This is a genomic window from Bacillus sp. LBG-1-113 (assembly GCF_020708615.1).
GTDB classification, from domain to species: domain Bacteria; phylum Bacillota; class Bacilli; order Bacillales; family Bacillaceae; genus Bacillus; species Bacillus mojavensis.
In genome coordinates this window covers 1,004,927-1,029,374 of the sequence record NZ_JAJFDG010000001.1, presented here as the reverse complement: position 1 = coordinate 1,029,374, position 24,448 = coordinate 1,004,927, and the positions used below count along the sequence as shown (strand labels likewise).

At 40.9% G+C, this 24,448-nt stretch carries 19 protein-coding genes and 4 pseudogenes; 5 read left to right on the top strand and 18 right to left on the bottom strand.

All coding sequences use genetic code 11. The annotated features are described in order from the left end of the window. Positions 1 to 13 precede the first annotated feature (13 nt). Positions 14 to 1,512, top strand: a pseudogene (locus LJF29_RS05450) (cellulase family glycosylhydrolase). Positions 1,513 to 1,588: 76 nt separating this feature from the next. Further along, positions 1,589 to 1,849: a YnfE family protein gene (locus tag LJF29_RS05445; protein ID WP_168747957.1), complete on the top strand. Its 261-nt coding sequence runs from the start codon at positions 1,589 to 1,591 to the stop codon at positions 1,847 to 1,849. A 229-nt stretch (positions 1,850 to 2,078) separates the two neighbouring features. On the opposite strand, the gene LJF29_RS05440 is transcribed toward LJF29_RS05445, so the two are convergent. From LJF29_RS05440 to LJF29_RS05390, 11 genes and pseudogenes are all read right to left on the bottom strand, one after another. Next, positions 2,079 to 3,842 (bottom strand): ATP-dependent helicase, encoded by a 1,764-nt coding sequence (locus LJF29_RS05440; protein ID WP_229147429.1) that lies wholly within the window; start codon positions 3,840 to 3,842, stop codon positions 2,079 to 2,081. Next, positions 3,832 to 5,715 (bottom strand): ATP-dependent nuclease, encoded by a 1,884-nt coding sequence (locus tag LJF29_RS05435; protein ID WP_229147427.1) that lies wholly within the window; start codon positions 5,713 to 5,715, stop codon positions 3,832 to 3,834. The genes LJF29_RS05440 and LJF29_RS05435 overlap by 11 nt, the downstream gene beginning before the upstream one ends. 27 nt (positions 5,716 to 5,742) lie before the next feature. Then, positions 5,743 to 7,020, bottom strand: coding sequence for a hypothetical protein (locus LJF29_RS05430; protein WP_229147426.1), 1,278 nt, complete (start codon positions 7,018 to 7,020; stop codon positions 5,743 to 5,745). Between the two features lie 12 nt (positions 7,021 to 7,032). After that, positions 7,033 to 7,377, bottom strand: coding sequence for a helix-turn-helix domain-containing protein (locus LJF29_RS05425; RefSeq protein ID WP_229147424.1), 345 nt, complete (start codon positions 7,375 to 7,377; stop codon positions 7,033 to 7,035). Continuing rightward, positions 7,370 to 8,512, bottom strand: a complete 1,143-nt coding sequence (locus tag LJF29_RS05420) for a tyrosine-type recombinase/integrase (RefSeq protein WP_229147423.1) — start codon at positions 8,510 to 8,512, stop codon at positions 7,370 to 7,372. Before LJF29_RS05420 ends, LJF29_RS05425 begins: the two co-directional genes overlap by 8 nt. Positions 8,513 to 8,783: 271 nt before the next feature. Further along, positions 8,784 to 9,929 (bottom strand): choline esterase, encoded by a 1,146-nt coding sequence (locus LJF29_RS05415; RefSeq protein WP_229147420.1) that lies wholly within the window; start codon positions 9,927 to 9,929, stop codon positions 8,784 to 8,786. 38 nt (positions 9,930 to 9,967) lie between these two features. Then, positions 9,968 to 10,159 (bottom strand): annotated as a pseudogene (locus LJF29_RS05410) (response regulator); the annotation flags it as partial. Between the two features lie 149 nt (positions 10,160 to 10,308). Next, a complete protein-coding gene (locus LJF29_RS05405; RefSeq protein ID WP_229147419.1) occupies positions 10,309 to 11,580 on the bottom strand; it encodes a glucuronoxylanase in 1,272 nt (423 codons plus the stop codon). 256 nt (positions 11,581 to 11,836) lie between these two features. Then, complete coding sequence (gene xynD / locus LJF29_RS05400; protein WP_229147417.1) at positions 11,837 to 13,375, bottom strand: alpha-L-arabinofuranosidase; 1,539 nt, start codon at positions 13,373 to 13,375, stop codon at positions 11,837 to 11,839. A 143-nt stretch (positions 13,376 to 13,518) separates the two neighbouring features. Continuing rightward, positions 13,519 to 13,744 (bottom strand): annotated as a pseudogene (locus LJF29_RS05395) (malonyl CoA-acyl carrier protein transacylase); the annotation flags it as partial. A 367-nt stretch (positions 13,745 to 14,111) separates the two neighbouring features. Further along, positions 14,112 to 14,259, bottom strand: a pseudogene (locus LJF29_RS05390) (6-carboxyhexanoate--CoA ligase); the annotation flags it as partial. A 220-nt stretch (positions 14,260 to 14,479) separates the two neighbouring features. On the opposite strand from LJF29_RS05390, the gene LJF29_RS05385 reads away from it, so the two are divergent. The 3 genes from LJF29_RS05385 to LJF29_RS05375 all read left to right on the top strand — a co-directional run bounded on the left by LJF29_RS05385 (position 14,480) and on the right by LJF29_RS05375 (position 16,523). Beyond that, complete coding sequence (locus LJF29_RS05385; protein WP_229147416.1) at positions 14,480 to 14,938, top strand: GtrA family protein; 459 nt, start codon at positions 14,480 to 14,482, stop codon at positions 14,936 to 14,938. Between the two features lie 6 nt (positions 14,939 to 14,944). Beyond that, the gene (gene galU / locus LJF29_RS05380) at positions 14,945 to 15,865 is read left to right on the top strand and encodes a UTP--glucose-1-phosphate uridylyltransferase GalU (RefSeq protein ID WP_229147415.1); all 921 of its coding nucleotides are present in this window, start codon (positions 14,945 to 14,947) and stop codon (positions 15,863 to 15,865) included. Between the two features lie 61 nt (positions 15,866 to 15,926). Then, positions 15,927 to 16,523: a DedA family protein gene (locus tag LJF29_RS05375; RefSeq protein ID WP_168747963.1), complete on the top strand. Its 597-nt coding sequence runs from the start codon at positions 15,927 to 15,929 to the stop codon at positions 16,521 to 16,523. Positions 16,524 to 16,569: 46 nt separating this feature from the next. On the opposite strand, the gene LJF29_RS05370 is transcribed toward LJF29_RS05375, so the two are convergent. The 7 genes from LJF29_RS05370 to LJF29_RS05340 all read right to left on the bottom strand — a co-directional run bounded on the left by LJF29_RS05370 (position 16,570) and on the right by LJF29_RS05340 (position 24,437). Further along, entirely contained in the window at positions 16,570 to 17,769 is a 1,200-nt protein-coding gene (locus LJF29_RS05370; RefSeq protein WP_229147413.1) for a DHH family phosphoesterase, read from the bottom strand. A gap of 167 nt (positions 17,770 to 17,936) precedes the next feature. Further along, a complete protein-coding gene (locus tag LJF29_RS05365; RefSeq protein ID WP_229147412.1) occupies positions 17,937 to 19,466 on the bottom strand; it encodes an acyl-CoA carboxylase subunit beta in 1,530 nt (509 codons plus the stop codon). Between the two features lie 19 nt (positions 19,467 to 19,485). Further along, a complete protein-coding gene (locus LJF29_RS05360) occupies positions 19,486 to 20,268 on the bottom strand; it encodes an enoyl-CoA hydratase (RefSeq protein ID WP_229147411.1) in 783 nt (260 codons plus the stop codon). Between the two features lie 16 nt (positions 20,269 to 20,284). After that, on the bottom strand, positions 20,285 to 21,187 hold the full coding sequence (gene ldeG / locus LJF29_RS05355; protein WP_229147408.1) for a hydroxymethylglutaryl-CoA lyase: 903 nt from the start codon (positions 21,185 to 21,187) through the stop codon (positions 20,285 to 20,287). A gap of 16 nt (positions 21,188 to 21,203) precedes the next feature. After that, positions 21,204 to 21,425 carry an acetyl-CoA carboxylase biotin carboxyl carrier protein subunit gene (locus LJF29_RS05350; RefSeq protein WP_010334445.1) on the bottom strand — a complete coding sequence of 74 codons (222 nt, stop codon included), beginning with the start codon at positions 21,423 to 21,425 and terminating at the stop codon, positions 21,204 to 21,206. Positions 21,426 to 21,439: 14 nt separating this feature from the next. Continuing rightward, a complete protein-coding gene (locus LJF29_RS05345) occupies positions 21,440 to 22,774 on the bottom strand; it encodes an acetyl-CoA carboxylase biotin carboxylase subunit (protein ID WP_229147402.1) in 1,335 nt (444 codons plus the stop codon). A 16-nt stretch (positions 22,775 to 22,790) separates the two neighbouring features. Next, positions 22,791 to 24,437 (bottom strand): AMP-binding protein, encoded by a 1,647-nt coding sequence (locus LJF29_RS05340; protein WP_229147401.1) that lies wholly within the window; start codon positions 24,435 to 24,437, stop codon positions 22,791 to 22,793. Between the last annotated feature and the right edge of the window lie 11 nt (positions 24,438 to 24,448).

Sequence of the window (24,448 nt, the reverse complement as noted above, 5' to 3'; positions counted from 1 at the left end):
GAGAGAATGCTATATGAAACGTTCAGTCTCTATCTTTATCGCATGTTTAGTAATGACAGTATTAACAATTAGCGGTGTCGCGGCACCAGAAGCATCTGCAGCAGGGGCGAAAACGCCTGTAGCCCTTAATGGCCAGCTTAGCATTAAAGGTACTCAGCTAGTCAATCAAAACGGAAAATCGGTGCAGCTGAAGGGGATCAGCTCACACGGTTTGCAGTGGTTCGGCGATTATGTCAATAAAGACTCTTTAAAATGGCTAAGAGACGATTGGGGAATTACCGTCTTCCGAGCGGCAATGTACACGGCTGAAGGCGGTTATATAGAGAATCCGTCTGTGAAAAATAAAGTTAAAGAAGCTGTTGAAGCGGCAAAAGAGCTCGGGATATATGTCATCATTGACTGGCATATTTTAAATGACGGCAATCCAAATCAAAATAAAGAGAAGGCGAAGGAATTCTTTAAGGAAATGTCCAGCCTTTACGGAAGCACACCAAACGTTATTTATGAAATTGCTAATGAACCGAACGGTGATGTAAATTGGAAGCGCGATATCAAACCGTATGCGGAGGAAGTGATTTCCGTTATCCGTAAAAATGACCCGGATAACATCATTATTACCGGGACTGGCACTTGGAGTCAGGATGTCAATGATGCTGCGGATGATCAGCTTAAGGATGCAAACGTCATGTACGCGCTTCATTTTTATGCCGGTACACACGGCCAGTATTTAAGGGATAAAGCCGATTATGCGCTCAGCAAAGGAGCGCCGATTTTTGTAACGGAATGGGGGACGAGTGACGCTTCCGGAAATGGCGGGGTCTTCCTTGACCAGTCGAGGGAATGGCTGAATTATCTCGACAGCAAGAAAATCAGCTGGGTAAACTGGAACCTTTCTGATAAGCAGGAATCTTCCTCAGCTTTAAAGCCGGGGGCATCTAAAACAGGCGGCTGGCCGTCATCAGATTTATCCGCTTCAGGGACATTTGTAAGGGAAAAGATCCGTGGCTCCCAACATTCGGCTGAAGACAGATCTGAGACACCAAAGCAAGATAAACCCGTACAGGAAAACAGCCTCTCTCTGCAATACAGAACAGGGGATGGGAGTGTGACAGCAACCAAATCCGTCCTCAGATCCATGTGAAAAACAACAGCAAGACCACCGTTAATTTAAAAAATGTAACTGTCCGCTACTGGTATAACACGAAAAACAAAGGCCAAAACTTCGACTGTGACTACGCGAAGATCGGATGCAGCAATGTGACGCACAAGTTTGTGACATTACAAAAACCTGTAAAAGGTGCAGATGCCTATCTGGAACTTAGGTTTAAAAACGGGACACTGTCACCGGGAGCAAGCACTGGAGAAATCCAAATTCGTCTTCACAATGAGGATTGGGGCAATTATTCACAAACCGGGGATTATTCTTTTTCTCAGTCAAATACGTTTAAAGATACAAAAAAAATCACATTATATAATAACGGAAAACTAATTTGGGGAACTGAACCCAAATAGTTACTGTATTGACGGACATCACAATTGGTGTCCGTTTTCATTATCTAATAAGCAGCAGAACAAGGAGGTGTAAGCTGTGGACGAAACATTGAAACAGTATATGTTGCTATTCAAACAAAACAACGACCTGGTTAACGGACCGGACTATCCAAATAAGGAAAAAGATATCCAAAACCAAAAAGAACAGATTGAAGCCTATGAAAAACTTCTGCAGCAAGGTTTTACCAGTGATTACGATTATGATGAGTTTGCTGATTCGGTGATCAAATGCGCATACGGTGATATGACATTAGAAGAGCTGGAAGCCGTTTATTATGGGTTGACATCGCCATTTTAAAGTTTCTTAATAAGACTTGCTGAAGCTCAGAACATTTTTTTATTCCGTCTCACTGACTTAAGTATACTTTGTTATTGAGACGTAATTTCTTTAAAATTGATTACTTCCTAGAATATATATTATGTAAACTAAAAAAGCCCAAGTTTAAGTTTTGGTTGTATTGAAAATCACTATTACTTGGGCTGTTTTGCTGTTTAAGGTTTAGAAAAAGCTCTAAACCTTAAACCTATTATATAAACTGAACATTATCAAATCTTTCAAATTCAGTTTCTTTTAAGTTTGGAGACCATATACATAGTAGCTTTCTTGCTCGAGTGAATGCTACATAGCCTACTCTTGCTTCTTCAGACGTATTATTATGGTTCAGCCATTCTTTTATTTGTTTTGTTGTTTCGGCTATTACCAATACACATTCAGCTTCCATACCTTTTGCTGAGTGAATACTATAAATGTTTTCTTGATGCTTTGAAAGTTCATGTTCATTCACAATATCATTTATTAAATCGCTAATTTTTATTTTTGAGACCGTTCTTTTCTGGCCATTCCAGTCATAATCTAACATTTTTAACTTTCTTCCTATTCTCAATTTAAATACTTCAATAGATTGGTTGACTAAAAATGTTTTTAGAGTTTCAAATAAATTATTAGGATTTAAATTCTCTATCTCAGGATTAGTTAAAAAATGCAAAACAAAAACATTTAATTTTTTCCACATAAAAGCATCATACTTAATTTCAGATAAGCTTACATATGCTGGATGTGAATTAAACATAAGGTAGCTTAAACTTTCCGAAATATGATCCATAGCTTTATTTAAGTCATGTCTTTTTTTATAAGCTATGGCTATCAACAAATTCTTAAGGATTAAGTAGCGTCTATAATGATTTTTCTTTAATTTTTCTAAAAATGAATTCCCTTCTATATTATTTTTGTCTTGGACTATCTGTTTAATTTCCTTTAAATTTTTGTTATATCTAGTAAGTATTAAATAAGGCTTGTACTGTTGATTAGTTGTAATTTTCAGCCTTTCCTGTTGAAACATACGAATTGCTCCGTCAAAATCCTTAATGTCTTTAAAAAAGACAACTGCCTTATCTGTTGAAGTATAGGTGTTAAAAACATTTTGAATAAGATCTGATTTTAAATTTGAAAACTCAACTATATTGCGTGTACTGCGGAAATTATTTAATAAGTCGTATTTCTTGAATTTTTTATTGTTCTTATTCGAATTGAATATTTTGGGTTCTGCCCCAGTAAAACTAAAAATCGATTGATTATAATCACCTACACAAAAAAATGAAGTGGATTCTAATGATTCAAATATTTTCTCTTGAAAATAAGTAACATCTTGATATTCATCGATTAACATATTTGGGAAGCGAGAGCTAAACGCTTTCTTTATATGCTCAAATTCATTTAAAATTTTGTAAGATAGATAAATGACATCTTGTTGGTCAATTAACCCTTTCTCATGCAAAATACTTTTCCATTTCGAAGCATTTTGAGCAGATACTCTACTTCTATAGCAGCACGGCTTTCCATTTTCATCATAACCTAGACTCTCAAAATTTCGGAAATCACCTTCTGATAATTTAAATGGAGATCTATTTAAAATACTCGCTATTTCGTTTTTTAAGCCTCTTGCGAAACCATTAGTAGTTACTCTAAAAGGTTGGTTAGTTCGATTGATTAAGTGAGAGTAGGGCTTTATTAAGTTTTCATGCAAAAAAGAATGTATGGTGCCAATAAATAACTCTTTTGGTTGTATATAATTTTCTTTTTGTAGCCTTGTGATAATCTCATCTTTTGCTACATTTGTATAAGTGATGCATGCGATACCACTATGAGAGTGTCTACGATTTTCAATTATATATTTTAATCTTTCGACCAGTAACGTTGTTTTTCCACTTCCGGGTCCTGCTTGCACAATTATGGAGGTATCTAAAGCGCTTTGTGCAATTTTTTTTCTGTAGGTATCGTTATCAATTATCATCAGTTTCGTCCTCCTTCATGAGAAATTCAAATGCACTCTCAATATAAGAAGGGATATTTAAGTGTTTTCCATTATTTAATTCATCAAGAATATACTGAGCAAATTGCCCCTTCTCTTTGGAGATAATATCATAAGCAACTTTAGCAAATTCTTTAAGGTTTAAATTTGTTATTTGAGCACGTTCTTCACTTGTCCCTATTTGATATTGTTCAATCAAATCAAGAAAAAATTGTTTATTATCTTCCAAAATTAAATCATACTCAAATGTTTTAAGGTTGTAAGAAATATATACATTTTTGTTTTCCGTAAAGTCCTCTTTTAATTTTTCCGTTCTAGAACATAATGTTCTTTCTTTTTCACTTGAAGGATAAACACTTATTTTAATCGTTTTTCCGTCCTTATCCTTAACTTCCTCGCCTTTATCATTTGTTAATGGGACTGCCTCAGGATCACTATCTGTTAAGACAGCGCATTTCATATTAAGACCGTTAGTATTAAATAATTGCAAAAAAGGACGAAAGGTCACGCCGTCTACAGATATAACAGAGATACCTTCACTCTCTAGTGTATTCTCCCACTCTAAATTATCAGCCTTTTCACTATAAATCATAGAGAAAAACTTTGGTATTAACAATCTTTCTGCAATTCCTTCGACTAATAAAACCTTTTTACCGAAGAAAATATCAGATTTAGTAGCATCTAACCAACGTTTCAAGTGCAGTTTGTATTCTTTTTCCTTTTTGATATTTGTATCAAATAGTGTACCTACACGCTTGGATAAATTACGTCCAGAAGATTTATAAAATACGACTAAACTGTCTAAGTCCGCATGTGAACTTACATGGGTAGAGTGTGTGGTCATAAATACCTGACCAACAACCTCTTGTTCAAAAAAATACTTAGATAAAAATTTTTGTAAATGTGTATGGAGATGAGCTTCTGGTTCTTCTACAATTAATATAGGAAATTGATAGTCGTAACTTTTGTTTAATTCTTTTATATTAGAGAATTTAGTTAGAAGTAAACTTATGTATAACAAATTATTATAGCCTAATCCATTAATATTAACCGAGTGTGGATTTTCTCCAATTGATCCTATTAGTACTTTTAAGTCTTTAAGTAGTGAATTATAATCATTTTCCCCCATCAATATTTTAATTTCTTGTCTAGTAGTGCCGGTCAATCTTTCTAGGTAATTATTGATACTTTTTTGTATTTTTTGAATTCCTTTGCCCTTAATAATTACTTCATTGAGATCTTCTAATTTTTTAGAGATTTGCGATGCTTCTTTTTCGGAGATGTCAGATTTCTTCAATATTTGTTGTAACTGACCGGAAGATTTTTTTAATTCCAATGTGGCATCTCTAAGAGCCCCAACATATTCAATTCCAAATTTAGATAGCATATTAAAATCAAAAGCATCTGCAGTTTCTATCTCACCACCGTAAATAACCCATTCGTATTCTTCCAAGGGGAGTCTAAGTTGATTAACCGATTTAGCTTGTTGAGGTGGATTTTCTGAGATATTTGCTTTTGGTCTATATTTATAAGTGAGTTTTGCTTCACCTGGGTTCCTTGTTAACCATTTACTTGTTACACTAAGTTCGTTTTCTGACTCAATTCCTTGTAAGATAACTTCTATTTTTATTTCTGGCCATCTCTTCTCAATAATTAAGCCACTCCAAAAATCCTCTTGCTGAAGTATCCTTTTTGATAATGAGTAATTCCGATTAAAAATCAGATTTATGCACTCTAAAAAATTTGATTTTCCAACATTATTCTCCCCTATTATTATGGAAAGACCTTTGTTTAAATCGACTGTAAAATCGCTGAAATTCCTGAAATTTTCAATGTGAACTTTAGATATATACATGATTATCCTCCAATTAAATATATTTAATCAATTATTGATCTCGTCATTTATCATTATTTTGTGTGATGCAAATTTTAGGTAAGGTCTTGTTCCTTCATAAGATAGCCCTAACCCTTCAAGAATTTTGACATTTCCTGTTTGAGCGATATTAATTAATCTAGTTGCTCTAAGTGCTCTAGTGCTGATGTTATAGGAATGAAGTTTGCTTAAAATAAATGCAGAGCTAACGGGTTTATTTAATTTGTATGAGCGCCTTGTTACAAATAGATAATCACAGTTGGCCCCTTTAATAGAGTATTCTCTCCATTCTAAGTATCGGTTTAGAACTGTAGTGATTTTAACAGGAATTTCAATTTGAATAGAACGATTGGAAAAATTAATTTGGTTTGAACTTAAATCTTCTAATTTTATTCTGGAGATTTCTAAAGGTGAACATGCATAAACTAATGCTAATAAACCAATAGAAGCTTCTAAGGGGTCGCAATCAGGATGTAACCACTGTGAAATCAATTTCTTTTGATCTTCAGTCGTTAATGCCTCAGATGTCTGGTGGAAGTAATTTATATTTAAGTTATTCATAGGGTTGAAGAATACTTTTTTATTGTCGTATGCCCACTTAAAAAAAGAATCTAATTCTCGGGAGCGTGTATAAACGGTTTTTTGCGAATTTTTCTGTTTGAGGTAAGTTAAATATTCAATAGTATGGGTTCGTTGAATTTGGATAAGGCTTGAAACATCTATTTCATGAATAAATACAAAAAAATACTTTAAGTTAAAACATATTTGATATCTTGTCCAATATTTTAATTTCCTTTTCTCTTTTAAGAAGTATAAGTAATCGCGTGTGATGTTTTTAAATTTTGCAGGGATTTCTTCAACTGTTTTTAAAATTAGAGTCTCGTTCCACTCGTCTTTTAATTGAAACTCTTCTTTTAAGAATTCTATAAGGTGGTATATTGCTGTTCTCTTGGCTGCGGATAAAGGCTGTCTATAAATATCAAGTTCCACGAGGTAGCTTAATTTCCAGGTATTTTTTAGTTTTAGCGGATTTTCTTCATCTTTCAAACAACTTAGAATCGATTGTATTCTAGTCGCTATTTCACGCTTTTGGTAACCATAAACTGAATCTAGGTATAACATGAACTTATACAGGAAAGAATGTTGTGGATTTGTAGAGGCTGCGAACCTTTCTTTGAAAAGGCTGTATTTCTTTATCATTAGTTTGTCTGTTTCGCAGGTTCTGCAAAGTCTACCATAGCGTTTTAAACTTTTTCCACAAATAATGCAATTTAAGCACTTACTCATCCATTTCTCCTCCTAAAAATCCTCTTCTGGATATAGATTATTTTTGGATGTTTCATCTGTTTTTGACTTTCTAGCATAAGGTCTGATAGCACCAGAACTTCCTCCTGCAACTTGTTCATCTTGTTTGCTTTGTTGATTTGGTTTGTATTCAATTAAATCCCAAGGATTACAGTCTAATGCTTCGCATAAAGCATCTAGCGTTTGAAAGCGTATAGCTTTAGGTTTTTGCTTTATTAACTGCATGGCTGCAGTATGTGAAATTATTATTCCTGCTTTTTTTTCTAGAGCATTCAAAAGCTCTTGACCTGTCCATATACCTTTCTCTGCCATGACTTGTCTTAGGTGCCATTTAATCATTGTTGATATCTCCTATTATTTTATTGAAATTCCCATTAGTAACTTCATCAAGCTGTTCTTTCAGAAATTCTTTGCTTGGTTTTAAATAACGTTGTGTAGTTCCTAGAAGCGAGTGTCCAAGTATGTGCCTAATGGCTTCTATCTTAGTCGGATTTTCCTCGTAAAAATGTGTTGCAAATGCTCTTCTAAAATCATGACAAGTAAAGTGAGGGATAAATACTTTTTCTTGTTCACATTTTTGTAGAGCTTCAATAAGTCTATTTTTGATGGTAGTCGTACTAATGCGTTTTCCATGTTCGGATAAAAAGAGAGCTTTCTCTTTTTCTGCATTTAAGAAATGGGGTCTTACTTGTTTTAAATAAATCGAAAGAACACTTTCAAGACTATATAAAGAACCCGGTACCCACCTCTCTCTTTTGCCAGAACCGTTAGAGCCCTTTCCGTAGCGAACATGTATAGTTCCTCTTTCAAAACTAATGTCTTTAATATCAAGCATCATTAGTTCGCTTAATCGAAGTCCAGTGTGGTACATCAATCGAAACATTGCATAATCTCTATTAATAACAAGAGGTTTGACAGAATTGGATGCACTATTTCGTAAAGTTTTAAAAAAATTACGCATGTTATCTTTGGAGGGAATTGAAGTTTTCACTGCTATATCATCGGTTACATGTTTTTGAACAAACCACTTGTCTACAGGATGTATGAGTTTAACATTATACTTAATGTCAGCTCTTTCAAGTGGTTTTCCAGCTTGTAGTTCAAGAGAATTTTGTGGAATCTCTGGATGATCGATAAAGAAGTTGTAGAAATTAGTAATGTTATTAAGATAACCTCTTCTTGTAGAGTGAGAAAGACCAGCATCAATTAAGCCACTATGATAGTCATTTACATCCGTAATTGTTATTTCCCAGCAAGGTTTTCCGACTATATCAAAGAACCTTCTAAGTACACTTAACGAACCTTTAATCGTTGTTGGAGAGTGGTTTCTGAGCTTCTTTGAAATTAAGTAATGTTCAATAATTCTTTTATGGTCTCCTATTACCTCTGAATAGTCTATTATATTTTTATTCTCTGAATTTTGAGGTCGGCTAGAAGTAGAACTAATAAGTTTAAACGAGCTACTTTTACTCATAATAGCTTTTCCTCCATAATCAAACTTTTAATTGGATTATACAATCAAAAGTTTGATTATGCAATTGAATGCTGTTTCTTTCCGACAAAAAAAGACTTATGTCGATAAAATGACATGAGCCCCTTCCAGCAACAAAATGAAATTCATATTTGGATTTCTTTGTTCTTTGCCTGAAATATGAGAGAGCCGATAACCGCGTAATAGAGTTATCGGCTTTGTGTCTGTATGGCTAGCTCTTTGATATACGTTTATCAGCAACCTCTCGGTTATGTCACTTGTTGCTGGTCTTCTTGATCAAGTTCACTCCATCGTATGCCAGACTTTCCACACTTGCAGCCTTCTGCAGTAAGTAATGATCAAAAAAGTTCTTCGTATAGTCTGTAACAAGATTTCGCATCTCCATAGCATCCCGTTTGCCTCTGAGTTCCTCATTCACACTGGTAAACACGATGTCGCAGTAATCTAAATGCGCAACACGATCAACAGAGAAATAATAGGTTTCCATGCTATTGTTAGCGCCAATTATCGCATTCATGTTATAGTTAGGTTCACAAAACAGTAGCAAAAAGGGTTTCTTAAGGTCGCTGTCGAGAAGGCCGAACGCACCGCTATCCAAGCCAATCCCGCAGGCGAACCGGTCGTCGTCCCGGCAAACAATCGCCGTCGTAGGCCCTCCATAAGAATGTCCGACTATGCCCATGCCGATGTCAAGCAACAATCTGCCCTTAAAGCTGGAATTCAGCTCTCCAGAGTCCAGTTTGTAAAGATAATCGGCTACATACCTTACATCTTCTGTCTGGAATTCACTATACTCTGTTAACTTGGCAAGTATCGGCAGTGTAAGCACGTTATGGCACATCTCAATGGCAGTTTCATCGTCAGGCCGCATCTCCATCTTACCAGCCAACGCCAGCATCTCCGGATCTTCAGAAAACGCCATAATGACATCCGAAAAATCCTTTGATACATTAAACAAGCGCCCATCTTTACGTTTATACATCGTGCTATTCTGATGGCCGATGCTTACCACAATATATCCCATGCTTGCCAAGTCTGTACAGATCACTGTACCCCATTCTGGAGAACCGCCCCCGCCGCAAACATAGAATAACACCGGATAGCGCTTTTCCTTCCCGGAGAGAGCAAGGTCGTCGTAACACTGGGTCTTGATATCGATAGAGAAAAAATCCTTCTTTTTAAGATACTCAGTGACAAGTGGCTGATCATTAAGCATCTCATAGACTTCAGAAAACATGTACGTTGATGTAGTCTTCCCTTCGCTGCTGTCAGATGGATAATACACAAACGCCGTCAGTTCTCTTTTTGAGTGATCTGATGCCGTGTACTCAACATCCATCTGGGTTCGACCGACAGTATAGCCGCCAATTGGTTCTGGAAATGCGTCATAAGTTTTCACTTTCTTGTTCCCCCTTCATTAATAAAAGTGGCGAATGCTCTTATTTGCTTGCAGATATCATAGCCTTCACCGTCTGGCAGCATGATATCCAGTAAAACCAAATCTGGATTTTCTTGATGAAATTGAGCCAATCCATCACGGGCAGTAGAAGCTGTGATCACACGCTCAATACCTTCTCTTCTTAATACTGTTTTGATCAGTTCCAAAATTTCTTTTTCGTCATCTATTATTAATACTTTGTTGTGTAGCTGTTATACCCAATGTCCGTGCATTGTTAAAAAATCAACACTTCTCTTCTACCACAGAAAATAAGCCAATTTTCTTTTTCGTGTGAGAAAATTGGCTTATTGCTATGATCTATTTGAACAATCAGATGTCTTTAACGCTGTACAACAAATGTTGTCACGCTTTGAGCTGGAAGATGGGCCCAAAAATGATTGTCCGTTACATTGAGATTCGTTCCAGGTTGAAGATTGCTGCTTCCGCTCGTGATCCATCTAGATACCTGAGAAGCAGATCCATTCTGCAACACAAAGTTTTGGTTGACCCCTGTGTTGCTTTTGTTAATGGCAACGATAACGACCTTGTTGTCACCTTTATAGGCTGACACGTAAACGTTCGCATTAGGATTTTTCGTTGCATCTACCCTTATATAGCCGGGACGCACAAACTTCGAGAAATGAGCCATATTGTAACCGCGTTTGCTGATCGTACCGTCCTCTTTCATAGGACCGTAAGATCTGCGGATGTACCACCAAACATAAGTTTGAAAATCTCCCTCCACCATTGAATGGTGAATATGCTCTGAAACGCCTAATGCCTCGGGCCAGCGATCCGCTGAATTGTTGTCACTGTTTGGATAGTATACTTCCGTCATCCATAGCTCTTTCCCTGCTCCTTTTTGTTTGAAAAGCGGATAAGGAAACTGACTGACCTGAGTACCGTACAGGTGAGTTCCGAGAATATCCATGTTCCTAAGCGCCTGTGGATCGTTCAAAATGGGGTCCGATATATTTTTCAGATATTGAAATGATTCTGGTGCAATGACACGTGCATTAATGGAACCGGCATTTTCTCTCATGAAACGAAGTATTTCTTGTGGCGTCCACCACGTCCATTCGTGTGCATAATCAGGCTCGTTTTGAACAGAAATCGCATAAAGATTCACGCCATTATTCTTCATGTAGGTAACAAAATCGTTAAGATGCTGCGCGTATGCGGCGTATTTATCGTATCTTAGCCGTTTAGCTGATGCGTCACCATTATGATTGAAGGTTTCAACCATATTGCTTGGAGGATTCCAGGGAGAAGCAAAAACGATTGCTCCATGTTTGATTGCACTCTTTGCAGTCTCCACCTCTCTGTACCAATTATTTCTATTTTCATCTATATGAATTCTTAAAATTGAAAAGCCTAACTGATTCTGTCCATTACCAAAAGCGGTTTCTCTTTGAGCAGCTGTCAAATCTCCGATCCAAGCCGGGTGGTTCATTCCTCCAAAACCGCGAATCACTTGTTTTTCTGCAGATAAATTAATTGTTACATCACTTGCTGCCAAAACTTCAGTAGCACCTGGCCCGGCTAACATGACTGACAGCATAGTGAAACATACCAACAATAAACAAATTGGTTTTTTTACGCATGACATCATTTTTTCCTCTCCTTCATATGTCTTTTTCTGTCTCTTTTTATATTGCAAACAAAAGATTTTTATCTCTTTTGAAACAGCCCTTTGCTTTATGCGGTATAACAAACTTTTCATTACTTAACCCGTTATAATTACCTGAACCCTTTTTTCGCCCAAGTCGCACGCGCATTAGAGTTGACTTATCCGATCAATGGAGGGCTGCTCCGGCGTTGGTCAGTTCTGCACCCTTCTCGTTTCTTAAGCGGTGCCATTACAGGTGCTATCGTTGCGTAAACTGCCAGTAATCAAAATTAAACAAGTTTCCTGTACCTGTTCCGGTAAATACAAAGAATACTTTGTGCACACCGGTTACACCGCTTACCGCAGTTTCTATTTCTCTCCAGGTTTGCGCTCCACCTGTGGAAGGTACATTCAGGGTTCCTACAAGCTTACCGCTTGCACTGTCGAGGCGCACTTCTATTTTCCCGCCTATAGTGGATGCTACATTTGCTTTAAACGTCCTGGCACCGCCCGCCCCGAAGTCTGCATTTCCTACAGCAATCCAGTCTCCGTTATGAATACTTGTTACATGTTGATTATTTACCGGCCCGCCGGGTGCTGAGGATTTCTCTGTCAAAATGTGTCCATTCCAGGCAAACGTTTCAGCTTCTACCCGGTTATATGGATTCAAATTGGAAAGCTGTGTTACGCCTGCATAATTTGCCGCAACCTCTTGAATGGATCCATCTGCATTGTGCACCAGCTTATTAATATGGGGAGAACGGTATCCTTTGCCGGCCCCGAACAGAGCGGAACTGACAGTTTGAGTATGGTACACCACATACCACTCGTTTTTAAAATTGAAAACAGCATGGTGGTTGTTTCCGCCACCTCCGAAAAATGCACCCGGATTTTTCAGGAAGTGCCCTCTATATGTAAAGGGACCCATGGGACTTGAACTGGTCATGTAGCCAATCTCACCTGGGGGTTTATCGGCCGGGTGCGTGCCCCCGAAATTGATGCAATAGGAATAGTAATATTTTCCGTTATGCTTATGCATTCCCGAGTCTTCAAACATAAAAGGCGCATCAATTGTAGCTGCACTTCCAACAACACTGGTCATATCAGGGCCCAATTTCATGACTCTTGCTGTTTTAGGATTGGCCCATTGTCCCTGCGTTGGATTTGAACCGCCAGGAACGCCTCCCCCGGCATACAGGTAACCGGTGCCGTCATCATCTACAAATACTGCCGGATCAAAAAGCCATACAACACCAGACATTCCTGGCGTACTTGGCGTTACGAGCGCTTTTCCGATTGGGTCGGTCCATGGACCAATCGGGCTGTCTGCGGTGAGAACCCCGATACCTCCGCCGCTGTTAGCGAAATAAAGGAAGAATTTATCCTTGCCATTTATCTTTTTAACTGAGATTGACGGGGCCCAGGATGCACCTGCCCATTTCGCAATCCCCCGGCCGCCATTAGCCCCGTTGGCACCTGCTACCGGAATGGCTCCGTGGTCTGTCCAGTTCACCATATCCGCTGAAGAGATGACGAATACTCTATTCAAATTGGCGAATGAATTATCCTTAATCGTTCCGTCGCTATTATATTCATAGTCATCGCTTGACATATAGATGTAGACTCTTCCGTTATAGGTCAGCGCAACCGGATCTGCTCCCAAATGATGGTCGATAAGCGGGTTTGAATTTCCTATATGTTTTGCAATTGTAGTACTGGCAGCATACGCAGACTCCCCAAATAAGCAACTCAATAATAAAGCAAGAACCCATAAACATACGCTACACTTTTTACCCATAACTAAACATCCTCCTTTTTCCTTAAAATGAAGGGGGTTCTTTTAAAAATTGAGGACACAGGTCCAGAACGCAAAAAATAGATAATTTCTAGAGTAAACCGTTGATTTCCTAGCCTTGATTCCCTATCAGCCTCCAGTATTTGAACAGCGGAAATGATCGGCCATGCGGCATCCCGGAAGGAATACTGGTGTAATACAGTCTGGAATTGTTCGGATGCTGATCATATCGTCGAACTGTGAAAAGGCGCACTGACATTCAAATAAGTATATTTAGCTCCCTTTTCCTTCGTCATCCTGATGACACGTTTCACAGCTTGCCGATGTCCGGACAACACTGCTGCTGTCTGAATTCATGCAAGTTACATCAGCTCCTTCCGATCACAATGAACAGTGATACAATATTATACAAATTATCCTTTATATAACATCCTAGCATGATTATAATAAATGTGTATAGAATACTTTCGGAGGAATTATTGTTCGGTTTTACAAAGAAACTGGATACATTTATTCACTAAATATATAAGATGGGGCTTACACCGAAAAATCAGTCTTAAAGAGAGATGATCAGAGCCGTGATGGAAGGTTGTACCAACTCTTCTTCCTTAGACTGTGCCTTCAAGGTTTACAGGCACAAAAAACAGCCGTTCAGAGCGGCTGTTTTTTCAAGAGGATAAGAACTATTGAGCGGTATATCCGCCGTCCATGACTACGGCCTGACCTTTTACTTTGTCGCTGTCCTTCTTGAGTGTGAGAAGCCTTTATGTAATAAGCCATTCACCCCTTCCTGTAATCTGCTGTAAGTGATGACCCGTTTTCCGCCTGTTCATGGGGGCGCCCTGGGAAGCTCTCATTCTGACGCTGTAATATGTTTCTTCCTGCATCATATTCCCCTCCTTTCTTACCTTGAAAATGAATGTTAACTAAAAATTAAAGGTTAATAATTGTGCAGAATATTAGTGTTGCTCGTAAAATTCGTCAACCTAAACGATCAAACTATTAACTTAATGGATCTGCAAGGCCTCATTACTTTTTCATGTTTTGTTCATATTTTAGTAATTGTTTATTCAACACTCTCCGCTAAAGTAATCCATATCACCAAATATGACAGCAATATGCATCTTTTATGAAGGGAGGTCAAAACCGGGTGCCGTTATGTTGAAAGAAAAAATAAAAACATTAGGGCGTTTTTGCACCGTGGGCATCGGCAATACGCTGATAGATTTTGGTGTCTTCTTTTTCCTCACCGCTTGTCATATCCCTTATCTGCCGGCACAGATCTGCTCTTATTCGGCAGGTATCATCAACAGCTATGTGTGGAACCGGAATTGGACGTTTCAGGTAAAACGTAAGGCTGGCGGGAAAGAGATCGTGCGCTTTCTCATGATTAATATTGCCGCGTCGGGGATTACCTTTTTGCTGCTTTATTTGTTTCAAAGAGGCGGCTGTTCGCTTTTGGTGAGTAAGCTCGCCGCCACTATCGGCGGAATGATGATGAATTTTATCGGAAACCGAATCTGGGTATTTGGAGATTCGCTGAAAAACATACAGGATCAGGAGTGAAAATGAATGAGAACAAAAGTGAGAAAAGCGGTCATTCCCGCAGCGGGTTTAGGAACGAGATTTCTGCCGGCGACAAAGGCACAGCCGAAAGAAATGCTCCCGATCGTAGACAAACCAGCAATCCAATACATTGTAGAAGAGGCTGTAGAGTCAGGTATTGAAGATATACTGATTATTACAGGGAGAAACAAACGCTCGATTGAAGATCATTTTGACCGGTCGGCGGAATTGGAATTCAATCTGCGGGAAAAAGGCAAGATGGAGACGCTTAAGGAAATGCAGCAGATTGCCGATTTGGCCAACGTTCATTACATCCGCCAGAAAGAGCCGCTCGGATTAGGTCATGCGGTGCTGTGTGCGGAGCATTTTATCGGAGATGAGTCTTTTGCCGTTCTTTTAGGCGATGATATTATGGTGTCTGAAAAACCGGCTCTTCGGCAATTAATGGATGTATACGATGCTTACGGCACAGAGGTTGTCGGTGTACAGTCAGTTCTCCCTGAGGATGTCAGTAAATATGGTATTATAAATACATCAGGCTCTCAAGGGCATGTGTATGAAGTGAAGGATTTAGTTGAAAAGCCTTCTCCTGAAGAAGCGCCTTCGGAAATCGCCGTGATGGGACGATATGTACTGACCCCTTCTATCTTCCCTGTGTTGAAGTCGATTGGGAGAGGCGCAGGCAACGAAATTCAATTAACAGATGCACTTCGTGAGGTTTGCCGCACCCAGCCTATTCATGCGCGGCTTTTAAAAGGAAAACGATATGACATTGGCGATAAATTGGGCTGTTTTAAAGCAAGCACTGAAATCGGCTTAATGCGTCCTGAAATGCGATCTCAGCTTTTAGCTTATCTAGAAGAATTGCTCGAGCGGGAAACACTTGAACGGGAAACAAAAGAAGTGCTGCAATTAAAAAATTTGTAACCATCTTGCTCGTCAATCAGTCATATAATAGTGAAAAAGATAAGGACAGGTTGTGAAGAATGTGGGTAGTTTGATAAGCGAAATTTTAACATGGCTGACGAATATGGGATATGCGGGCATTGCGATTGGTTTGATGATCGAAATTATACCGAGTGAAATTGTATTGGCCTATGGCGGCTATATGGTATCAGAAGGCACGATTGGATTTATCGGCGCAATCATTGCGGGTGTTATCGGGGGCACCATTGCCCAGATCTTTATTTATTGGATTGGACGCTATGGCGGCAGACCTTTTTTGGACAAATACGGGAAGTACTTATTGATTAAAAAGCATCACATTGACATGTCAGAAAGCTGGTTTCAAAAGTACGGCACGGGGGTTGTCTTCTCGGCACGTTTTATACCGGTTGTCAGACATGCGATATCCATTCCTGCAGGCATTGCCAAAATGCCGTTTCTCAAATTTGTGATACTGACTGTGCTTGCTATCATTCCGTGGTCTATCCTCTTTGTTTATTTAGGCATTCAGCTCGGAAGCCAGTGGGATGACGTTGAGAACATAGCGGGCACCTATACAACGCCGATTATGATATTGGCGATTGTGGTCATTGCACTTTATTTTGTCATAAAAAAACGCACAGCCATTTTTAAACGATAGCTTATGGAAATGCATAGGGATGACTCTCCCCTATGCATCTTTTTTGTTATCTTCGATGATGATTAGAAAGCTTCATATGTTCCGCTAAAAATGCGACAAACACTTCATCCCGTACAAGAGATGCGGCATAATTCCTTTTAATAAACCTTTCTGCTTCCTCAAAAGCCGCAAAGGTTTCGTCCTGTGTCTCCCCGTTAATTTGAATATTCCATGCGTTGTCCAAAGGAAACAGGAAGAATCTCATTTGTTCTCGATTTTCGTATAATGAGCCGTTTGCAGATCCTTTCAAATTATAGAAATTACGGAATGCATCTGGGCGGACCGGTTCCATTCGGAATGCTTCAGCTACAAACAAATCGTATACTTCGTCCGTTATGGAACAGCCGGAAGCCTTCGCATGCCCCCCGCCTCTGTACCGGCCTGCTACTTCTGAAACATCAATGTAATCATGAATGGTGCGCAAGCTGGCTCGTTTTGATCCCATGCTTAAAATGGCAATGTAATCAAGATGCGGATTGTCTTTTCCGAGTCTGTTTCCGAGTTCAGAATGGTACGATTCTGCGTGAACGATACCTACACAGTGTTCGTGAACAAAGGTTTGCACCATTTCTCTTTTTTTCCTGCGAAGGTAGCGCTCGATTTTTTCTTCTTCTAGGTCAAGCAGTTTTACTTCAAATTCATCAAAGAAGAATTCGTCATGGGCAGAAAGCCGCTGGATCATTTTTTGTTCATATTCATCAATTGAAAGCAAAAAGAAAAGGTCATTAAGCCGCTTTGCCTGTTTTTGATCGTACTGCTCCCACTCCCAAGTGTCGTATTGGCGGATGAGCTCTGTAAATTGATCTAATGCGTTTGTCGGCTTCATCAGATCATTTTGGACAAGGTAGTCGTATAAAAGAGATGTAGCCGATGCAAGACGTCCGTCATCGTATTCCACCTGAACAAATCCCCACTCATGCTCATTCAAATGGAGGGCTGTTTTATGATGGTCAATCAGTTTCACTTTTCCGCCAGCATGGACATACTCGTTCAGTCTTTTTTCATTTTCTTCATTGACAGCAAGATCCGTGATAAATAAGGCATCGTGTCTGCTGGTCTCTTTTGCTTTTTCTAAGAAGTATTGGACTTGAGCATTTAAGCCGTTGACAGAGTTATAACGGACCTCAACTTCTTTCCCGAAAGCCAATTTCGCAACGATCCCGCACCCTACTCCGTCCAAGTCGTTATGTGAATATAAATGGTACATAATAAAGGCCCCTTTTTATCATACTGGAGATTGCCGCTATAGGTGTGCGGCAGCCTTTATTTACTATTGTAAAAAACAGATGGTTTTATGCACAGCTGATTAGTTTACATAATAATATTATCAAAAACAATAAAAAGAGCGCTTATTCACGCTCCTGGTGCTTCCTTTTAAACTGGATAAACCGGATGTTTTCGATTGGTGAATGTCATTTCCTTTGTCATGTATGCCCTAAGCCGTTTGTGCAATTCTTCGCGCAATGAATTGGCTGGGATTACCGCGTCAATGATCATTTCTGAAGCCAAGCGGTATATATTGATGTCCTCTTTGTACTCCTCGCGTTTGCTGCTGATAAAATCAGCTCTCTCCTCTTTTGGCAGCTCGGAGATTTTTTTGGCGTAGACAGCATTTACGGCTGCTTCAGGGCCCATTACGGCGATTTGTGCGGTTGGAAGCGCTATGCAGCAATCCGGTTCGAAAGCCGGTCCGGCCATTGCATATAATCCCGCTCCATAGGCTTTTCTTACAATCACAGAAAGCTTGGGAACGGTTGCTTCTGACATCGCTGAAATCATTTTGGCTCCATGACGGATGATTCCGGCCTGTTCTACCTTTGTTCCGATCATGAAGCCGGGAATGTCCGCTAAGAACAGCAATGGAATATGAAAAGCGTCACATAATGTGATAAATTTAGCGGCTTTGTCAGCGGAATCGTGGAACAAGACGCCGCCTTTTACTTTCGGCTGATTCGCGATAATTCCGACAGGCTGTCCGTGAATCCTCGCTAGACCTGTAATGATTTCTGGTGCGAATAAAGCTTTGATTTCAAAGAAAGAGTCTTCATCTATTACACGATTGATCAGCTCAAACATATTAAAAGGTGCATTTTGGTTTTGCGGAATAACGTCGGAAAGCGGTATGTCAAAGGGCTTTGGCGGCCGTTTTTCTTGTACAGGGGCTTTTACTTTATAATTTGCCGGAAAGTAAGATAAATATGAGCGTGCCAAGTGAATGGCTTCTTGTTCAGTTTCTGCGAGAATATCTCCGCATCCTGAAACTGAACAATGCATGCGGGCGCCTCCCATCTCTTCAAGAGACACCTTTTCGCCGATCACCATTTCCGCCATCCGCGGCGAGCCTAAATACATGGACGCGTTACCGTCTACCATGACGACAATATCGCAGAAGGCAGGAATATAAGCGCCCCCAGCTGCGGACGGGCCGAATAGAAGGCAGATTTGGGGTATGCGCCCTGACAATTTGACCTGATTGTAAAAAATTCTCCCTGCGCCTCTTCTGCCCGGGAATACATTGATCTGGTCGGTGATTCTGGCGCCTGCCGAATCGACTAAATAAATGAGCGGACAGTTTAATTTTTCTGCTGTTTCTTGTATTCTGATGATTTTTTCGACTGTTTTTGCTCCCCAGGAGCCTGCTTTCACTGTAGAATCATTCGCCATGGCGCAGACGGTTTGGCCGCCGATTTTACCGATGGCGGTTATGACTCCGTCGGCGGGAAGCCCGTCTGACATACATTCTGCAAAAAAAGCGTCCTCAAGCTCGATGTCATCGTCAAATAAGAGGGCAAGCCGCTCTCTTACAAAGAGCTTGCCTTTTTCTTGGTTGCTGCGATGATACTTCTCCGCTCCGCCTTTTTGTATTCTTTCCGCCCGTTCTGTTCGTTCTTTTTCATAATCCATAAGGCATTCCCTCCGCTCTTTATTCTCCCGTGTATACGGCACGTCTTTTTTCTTGAAAGGCTTGAAGTCCCTCTGTCCTGTCCTTTGTCGGGATCGTGTGTTCATATGCTTTTTGTTCAATTGATAATCCCGTTGCCAGATTTGTATCCAATCCTTTATTGATCGCGAATTTAGCCTGGCGGACGGCAATTGGTCCGTTGGCTGAAATGGCTTCTGCCAGTTCCTCTGCTTTGGCCATAAGCTCACTAGAAGCCGTAACATGCTCTACAAGGTTTATCTCTTTGGCTTCATGGGCCGTTATGCGTCTGCCTGTATAAATTAATTCTTTTGCCTTTCCTCTGCCAATCAGACGGGGAAGTCTTTGTGTCCCTCCTGCGCCTGGGATAATGGCTAAAGCCGTTTCCGGAAGGCCTAATGTAGCATTCTCGGCTGCTATCCGGATGTCGCATGCCATTGCCAATTCAAGCCCGCCTCCTAAAGCACTTCCGTTTATGGCTGCTATCACCGGCTGCGGTAAGGCTTCGAGTAAAGCAGCGGTTCTCTGAATGAAGGATACATTTCTGAGAACCTGATCTTGCTTCATTTTTATTCTTTCTTTTAAATCTGCTCCAGCGCAGAACGCTTTTTCGCCGGCGCCTGTCAGGATGACGCAGCGGATTTTCGGGTTGAATTCGATTTCTTGGACAATGGATTGCAGGTCTCTAAGCATTTCTGCCGAAAGGGCATTTGCCGCATGGGGCCTGTTAAGGGTGATGACAGCAATGTGTTCTGTTTTTGCAGTAAAAAGGATAGATTCTCCCATTGTTTTTTCCTTTCTTTTATAAAGATGATTTATACACCTGTAAATTTCGGCTCGGAAGATGTTTCCCGATTTTCTCCTCGATCCATTTGGCTGCAGGAAGCAACTTGGCGAGCTTTACGTTTGTTTCGATTCCCATTTGCTCAAACATGTACACGATATCTTCTGTCGCAGCATTTCCTGATGAACCTGGAGCATATGGGCAGCCGCCAAGCCCGCCCGTTGAGCCGTCAAATATTGTGATGCCCATTTGCAGTGCGGTGAGGATATTGGCGAGAGCTGTTCCCCTTGTATCATGAAAGTGGAGTGCGAGCTGGCTTGCCGGGAACCGTTTCAAAAGCGCTTCAAGTACGATTTCAACCTGTACAGGATTTGCCGCTCCGATCGTATCTCCAAGCGATAGTTCAGAAATTCCGAATTCAAATAAAGAATCTGCTAGGCGAATCACTTGTTCAATCGGTACACGTTTTTCATACGGACAGCCGAAAACTGTGGAAAGATAGGCTCTTACTGTAAGATTTGCTTTTTTTGCGTCGTCGGTTACTTGTTTGAGGACTTGGAGAGTGTCAACATTGGATTTGTTGATGTTTTTTACGTTGTGTGTTTCGCTTGCGGACATAAAGACAGAAGCTTCGTCAATACCCCCTTCCAGCGCATTCTCCAGTCCCTTTTGATTAGGGACAAGTGCTGCGTACGTGACGCCTTTTACCCGGCTGATGCCTTTTGCCACATCTAGAGCATCTCGAAGCGCGGGAATCCATTTTGGATGAACGAAGGATGTCAATTCGATATAGGAGAGTCCTGTTTGGGACAGCTGGTTGATCCAAGCGATTTTATCTTCTGTTGCAAGCCACACCGGTTCGTTTTGCAAGCCGTCCCGAGGGCCGACTTCTCTTAACATGACTTTTTTAGGATAGGACATGGTCTGGCCTCCCTGATCATTGAGTTGGATCGTTCAGTTCGAGCAGCACATCACCTTCATTCACGAAATCACCTTCATTTTTTTTGACTTCTTTTACTGTTCCGCTTCTCTCTGCAACAATCGGGATTTCCATTTTCATTGATTCTAAAATGGCGACTTCCTGGCCTTTTTCGATGTGGTCTCCGGCTTTAACATGTACCTTCCACAGGTTCCCTGCCATTTGAATGTGTATCGTCATGACAGCTGCCTCCTTTATAAGTTGTTTTTCAAAAAATCAGTTGTGACGTCTCCTTTTTTGAATGCTTCTGATGAAGCAGCCTGTAAAAGAAGCGGAATATTCGTTTTAATCCCTTCTATCCGATAATCACGGAGCGCCTCCTTTAGTCTCTCAATCGCTTCCTCTCTGTTTTGGCCTTTGACGATCATTTTGGCGATCATCGGATCATAAAAAGGCGTGACTGCGCTCCCTGCTGCTACTGCACATTCGTGCCGTACTCCCTTTTGTGCCGGGAGAGAAAAAGCGGTGATTGTTCCCGGTGACGGATAAAAGGTTTTCGGATCTTCCGCATAGATTCTGACCTCTATGGCATGCCCGTTTCGGCTTATGTCCTGCTGAGCGAATTTGAGAGTCTGTCCCTCCGCAACCCTTATTTGCTGCTCAACTAAGTCTAAACCTGTAATTTCTTCAGTCACGGGATGCTCTACCTGCAATCTCGTGTTCATTTCCAGAAAATAAAAGTTTTTATTCTCATCGACTAAAAATTCGATTGTTCCCGCATTGGCATAGCCGATCGCTTTGGCTGCTATCACTGCCGTTTCTCCTATCTTCATTCTCAGCTCATCATCAACAAATGAAGATGGGGCTTCTTCAATGACCTTTTGGTGGCGTCTCTGGACAGAGCAATCACGTTCAAACAGATGCACGGCATGCCCGTGGTGATCTGCAAGAATTTGAATTTCAATGTGGCGGGCGTGTTCAATCACCTTTTCTATATACATGGATCCGTCTCCGAAAAAATCTGCTGCGCGCTTTTTGTTTCCTTCATACGCCTTTATCAATGCTTCTTCGTTAGGAACGAGCTGCATTCCGATGCCGCCTCCCCCTGCTGAGGCTTTCAGCATAACGGGGTAGCCGATTTCACTCGCGGCGAGGCAGGCTGCCTGAATGTCTCCAAGGGATTCGGAAACGCCGGGCACTACAGGAACACCTGCCTCCTCCATTGCCTTTCGTGCTTCAATTTTACTTCCCATTTTGGCAATGACAGCTGGTGAAGGGCCGATAAACACAATGTTTTCTTCTTTGCAGCGTTGCGCAAAACGGCTGTTTTCTGACAATAATCCATATCCCGGATGGATGGCATCGGCATTTGCTTTTTTCGCTGCCTCTATGATTCTCTCAATATTTAAATAGCTCTCACTGACTCTCGATTTTCCGATATAATAAGCCTCTGTTGCTGCCTTTGTATGGAGCGCATCTCTGTCTGCTTCAGAATATACGGCTGCCGTTTTGATCCCAAGGCGGCTGCACGTACGAATGATTCTCATTGCGATTTCTCCCCGATTGGCAATCAGCACTTTTGTAAACAAATGAATTCACCCCTCATTAACTTGATGGTAAGTGAAACAGCTGAATCGTTTTTTCACGCAACTTATATTTTTGAATTTTGCCTGAGGCTGTCATAGGATACTCGTCTGTAAAGATGAAATAGCGCGGAATTTTGTGGCGGGCGATTTTCCCTTTGCAGTAGGCTTTCAGCTCTTCGGGTGAAGCTGTTTTCCCCTCTTTCAGCTTAATCCAGGCAGCAGCCTCCTCCCCGTATTTTTCGTCAGGCACACCAACTACCTGTACATCTAAAATATTTGGATGGCGGTATAAAAATTCTTCTATTTCTCTCGGATAAATGTTTTCACCGCCTCTGATGAGCATGTCTTTTAATCTCCCGGTCACGCGGCAGTATCCGTCCTCATCCATAACAGCGAGATCACCGGTAAATAGCCATCCGTCTGGGTTAATTGCCTTTTGGGTAGCATCTTCGTCTTTATAATAGCCCTTCATGACATGATAGCCGCGGGTGCAAAGCTCTCCCTGTCCACCTCTTTGAACCTCATGAAACGTGCCGGGCTCCACAATTTTCACTTCGACCTCAGGCAAGGCTCGGCCGGTTGTTTCCACTCTTCTTTGGAAGGAATCATTAGCTCTTGTTTGTGTGATCACCGGCGAAGCTTCCGTTTGTCCATAAGCGATTGTGATGTCTGTCATGCCCATTTTTTCAATGACAGCTTTCATCACTTCGCTTGGACAGGATGATCCGGCCATGATGCCTGTTCGCAACGAAGACAGATCATAAGAATCAAAATTCTGATGATGAAGCTCCGCGATAAACATGGTCGGTACGCCGTGAAGCGCTGTGCATTTCTCGTTTTCAACCGTTTTAAGGACTGTGACAGGTTCAAATTCTACAACAGGTACCATGGCTGCACCGACGGACACACATGCCAAAACGCCAAGCACGCAGCCAAAGCAATGGAAAAACGGAACCGGGATGCACATGCGGTCAGATGAGGTTAATTTCATACATTCAGCGATATTTACGGCGTTGTTGATGACATTAAAATGAGTCAGCATCACTCCTTTAGGAAATCCTGTCGTTCCTGACGTGTATTGCATGTTAATCACGTCATTTTTTTCATGGCTGTTCATTCTTGCTTCCAGCTCGGCATCTGTCACTGTTTGTGCCAGCATCTCTGTATCGTCCCAATGATACATACCAGGTAAACGTTTTTCACCGATATAAATCAGTGTTTTTAAACACGGATAGCGTTCTGATTGCAGCTGCCCTGGCTCTGCATCCTTCAGCTCAGGAATTAAGCTGTTGAGGATCCCTGTATAAGAAGTGCCGCGATAGGAATCCATGACGATAAGCGCATCCGCATCTGATTGTCTCAGCAAGTAATCAAGCTCTTGGGCTTGGTAATTCGTATTCACGGTAACGAGCACGGCCCCGATTTTTGCGGTGGCGAATTGAGCAGCAAGCCATTCCGGTATATTCGAAGCCCATATGGCCACGTGGTCTCCCTTTCCAATCCCCATCCCCATAAGCCCTTTAGCGGTTTGGCGGCACAGCCTGTTAAATTGCGCGTACGTGTAGCGGAGATTCCGGTCGGGATAGACAACCGCTTCTTGATCAGGATAGGCTGCTGCCGTTTGTTCCAGCAGCCTGCCGATTGTGCAATGGATGAGTTCGGCCATGTTTCGGTCCT

Bases quoted from the DNA above. Each gene is read 5' to 3' on its own strand.
- LJF29_RS05405 (WP_229147419.1), bottom strand. From the start codon at position 11,580: ATGATGTCATGCGTAAAAAAACCAATTTGTTTATTGTTGGTATGTTTC.
- LJF29_RS05385 (WP_229147416.1), top strand. From the start codon at position 14,480: ATGACAGCAATATGCATCTTTTATGAAGGGAGGTCAAAACCGGGTGCC.
- LJF29_RS05425 (WP_229147424.1), bottom strand. From the start codon at position 7,377: ATGATTAAATGGCACCTAAGACAAGTCATGGCAGAGAAAGGTATATGG.
- xynD (WP_229147417.1), bottom strand. From the start codon at position 13,375: ATGGGTAAAAAGTGTAGCGTATGTTTATGGGTTCTTGCTTTATTATTG.
- LJF29_RS05440 (WP_229147429.1), bottom strand. From the start codon at position 3,842: ATGATAATTGATAACGATACCTACAGAAAAAAAATTGCACAAAGCGCT.
- LJF29_RS05365 (WP_229147412.1), bottom strand. From the start codon at position 19,466: ATGGATTATGAAAAAGAACGAACAGAACGGGCGGAAAGAATACAAAAA.
- LJF29_RS05435 (WP_229147427.1), bottom strand. From the start codon at position 5,715: ATGTATATATCTAAAGTTCACATTGAAAATTTCAGGAATTTCAGCGAT.
- galU (WP_229147415.1), top strand. From the start codon at position 14,945: ATGAGAACAAAAGTGAGAAAAGCGGTCATTCCCGCAGCGGGTTTAGGA.
- LJF29_RS05420 (WP_229147423.1), bottom strand. From the start codon at position 8,512: ATGAGTAAAAGTAGCTCGTTTAAACTTATTAGTTCTACTTCTAGCCGA.
- ldeG (WP_229147408.1), bottom strand. From the start codon at position 21,187: ATGTCCTATCCTAAAAAAGTCATGTTAAGAGAAGTCGGCCCTCGGGAC.
- LJF29_RS05360 (WP_229147411.1), bottom strand. From the start codon at position 20,268: ATGGGAGAATCTATCCTTTTTACTGCAAAAACAGAACACATTGCTGTC.
- LJF29_RS05340 (WP_229147401.1), bottom strand. From the start codon at position 24,437: ATGGCCGAACTCATCCATTGCACAATCGGCAGGCTGCTGGAACAAACG.
- LJF29_RS05350 (WP_010334445.1), bottom strand. From the start codon at position 21,425: ATGACGATACACATTCAAATGGCAGGGAACCTGTGGAAGGTACATGTT.
- LJF29_RS05430 (WP_229147426.1), bottom strand. From the start codon at position 7,020: ATGAGTAAGTGCTTAAATTGCATTATTTGTGGAAAAAGTTTAAAACGC.
- LJF29_RS05370 (WP_229147413.1), bottom strand. From the start codon at position 17,769: ATGTACCATTTATATTCACATAACGACTTGGACGGAGTAGGGTGCGGG.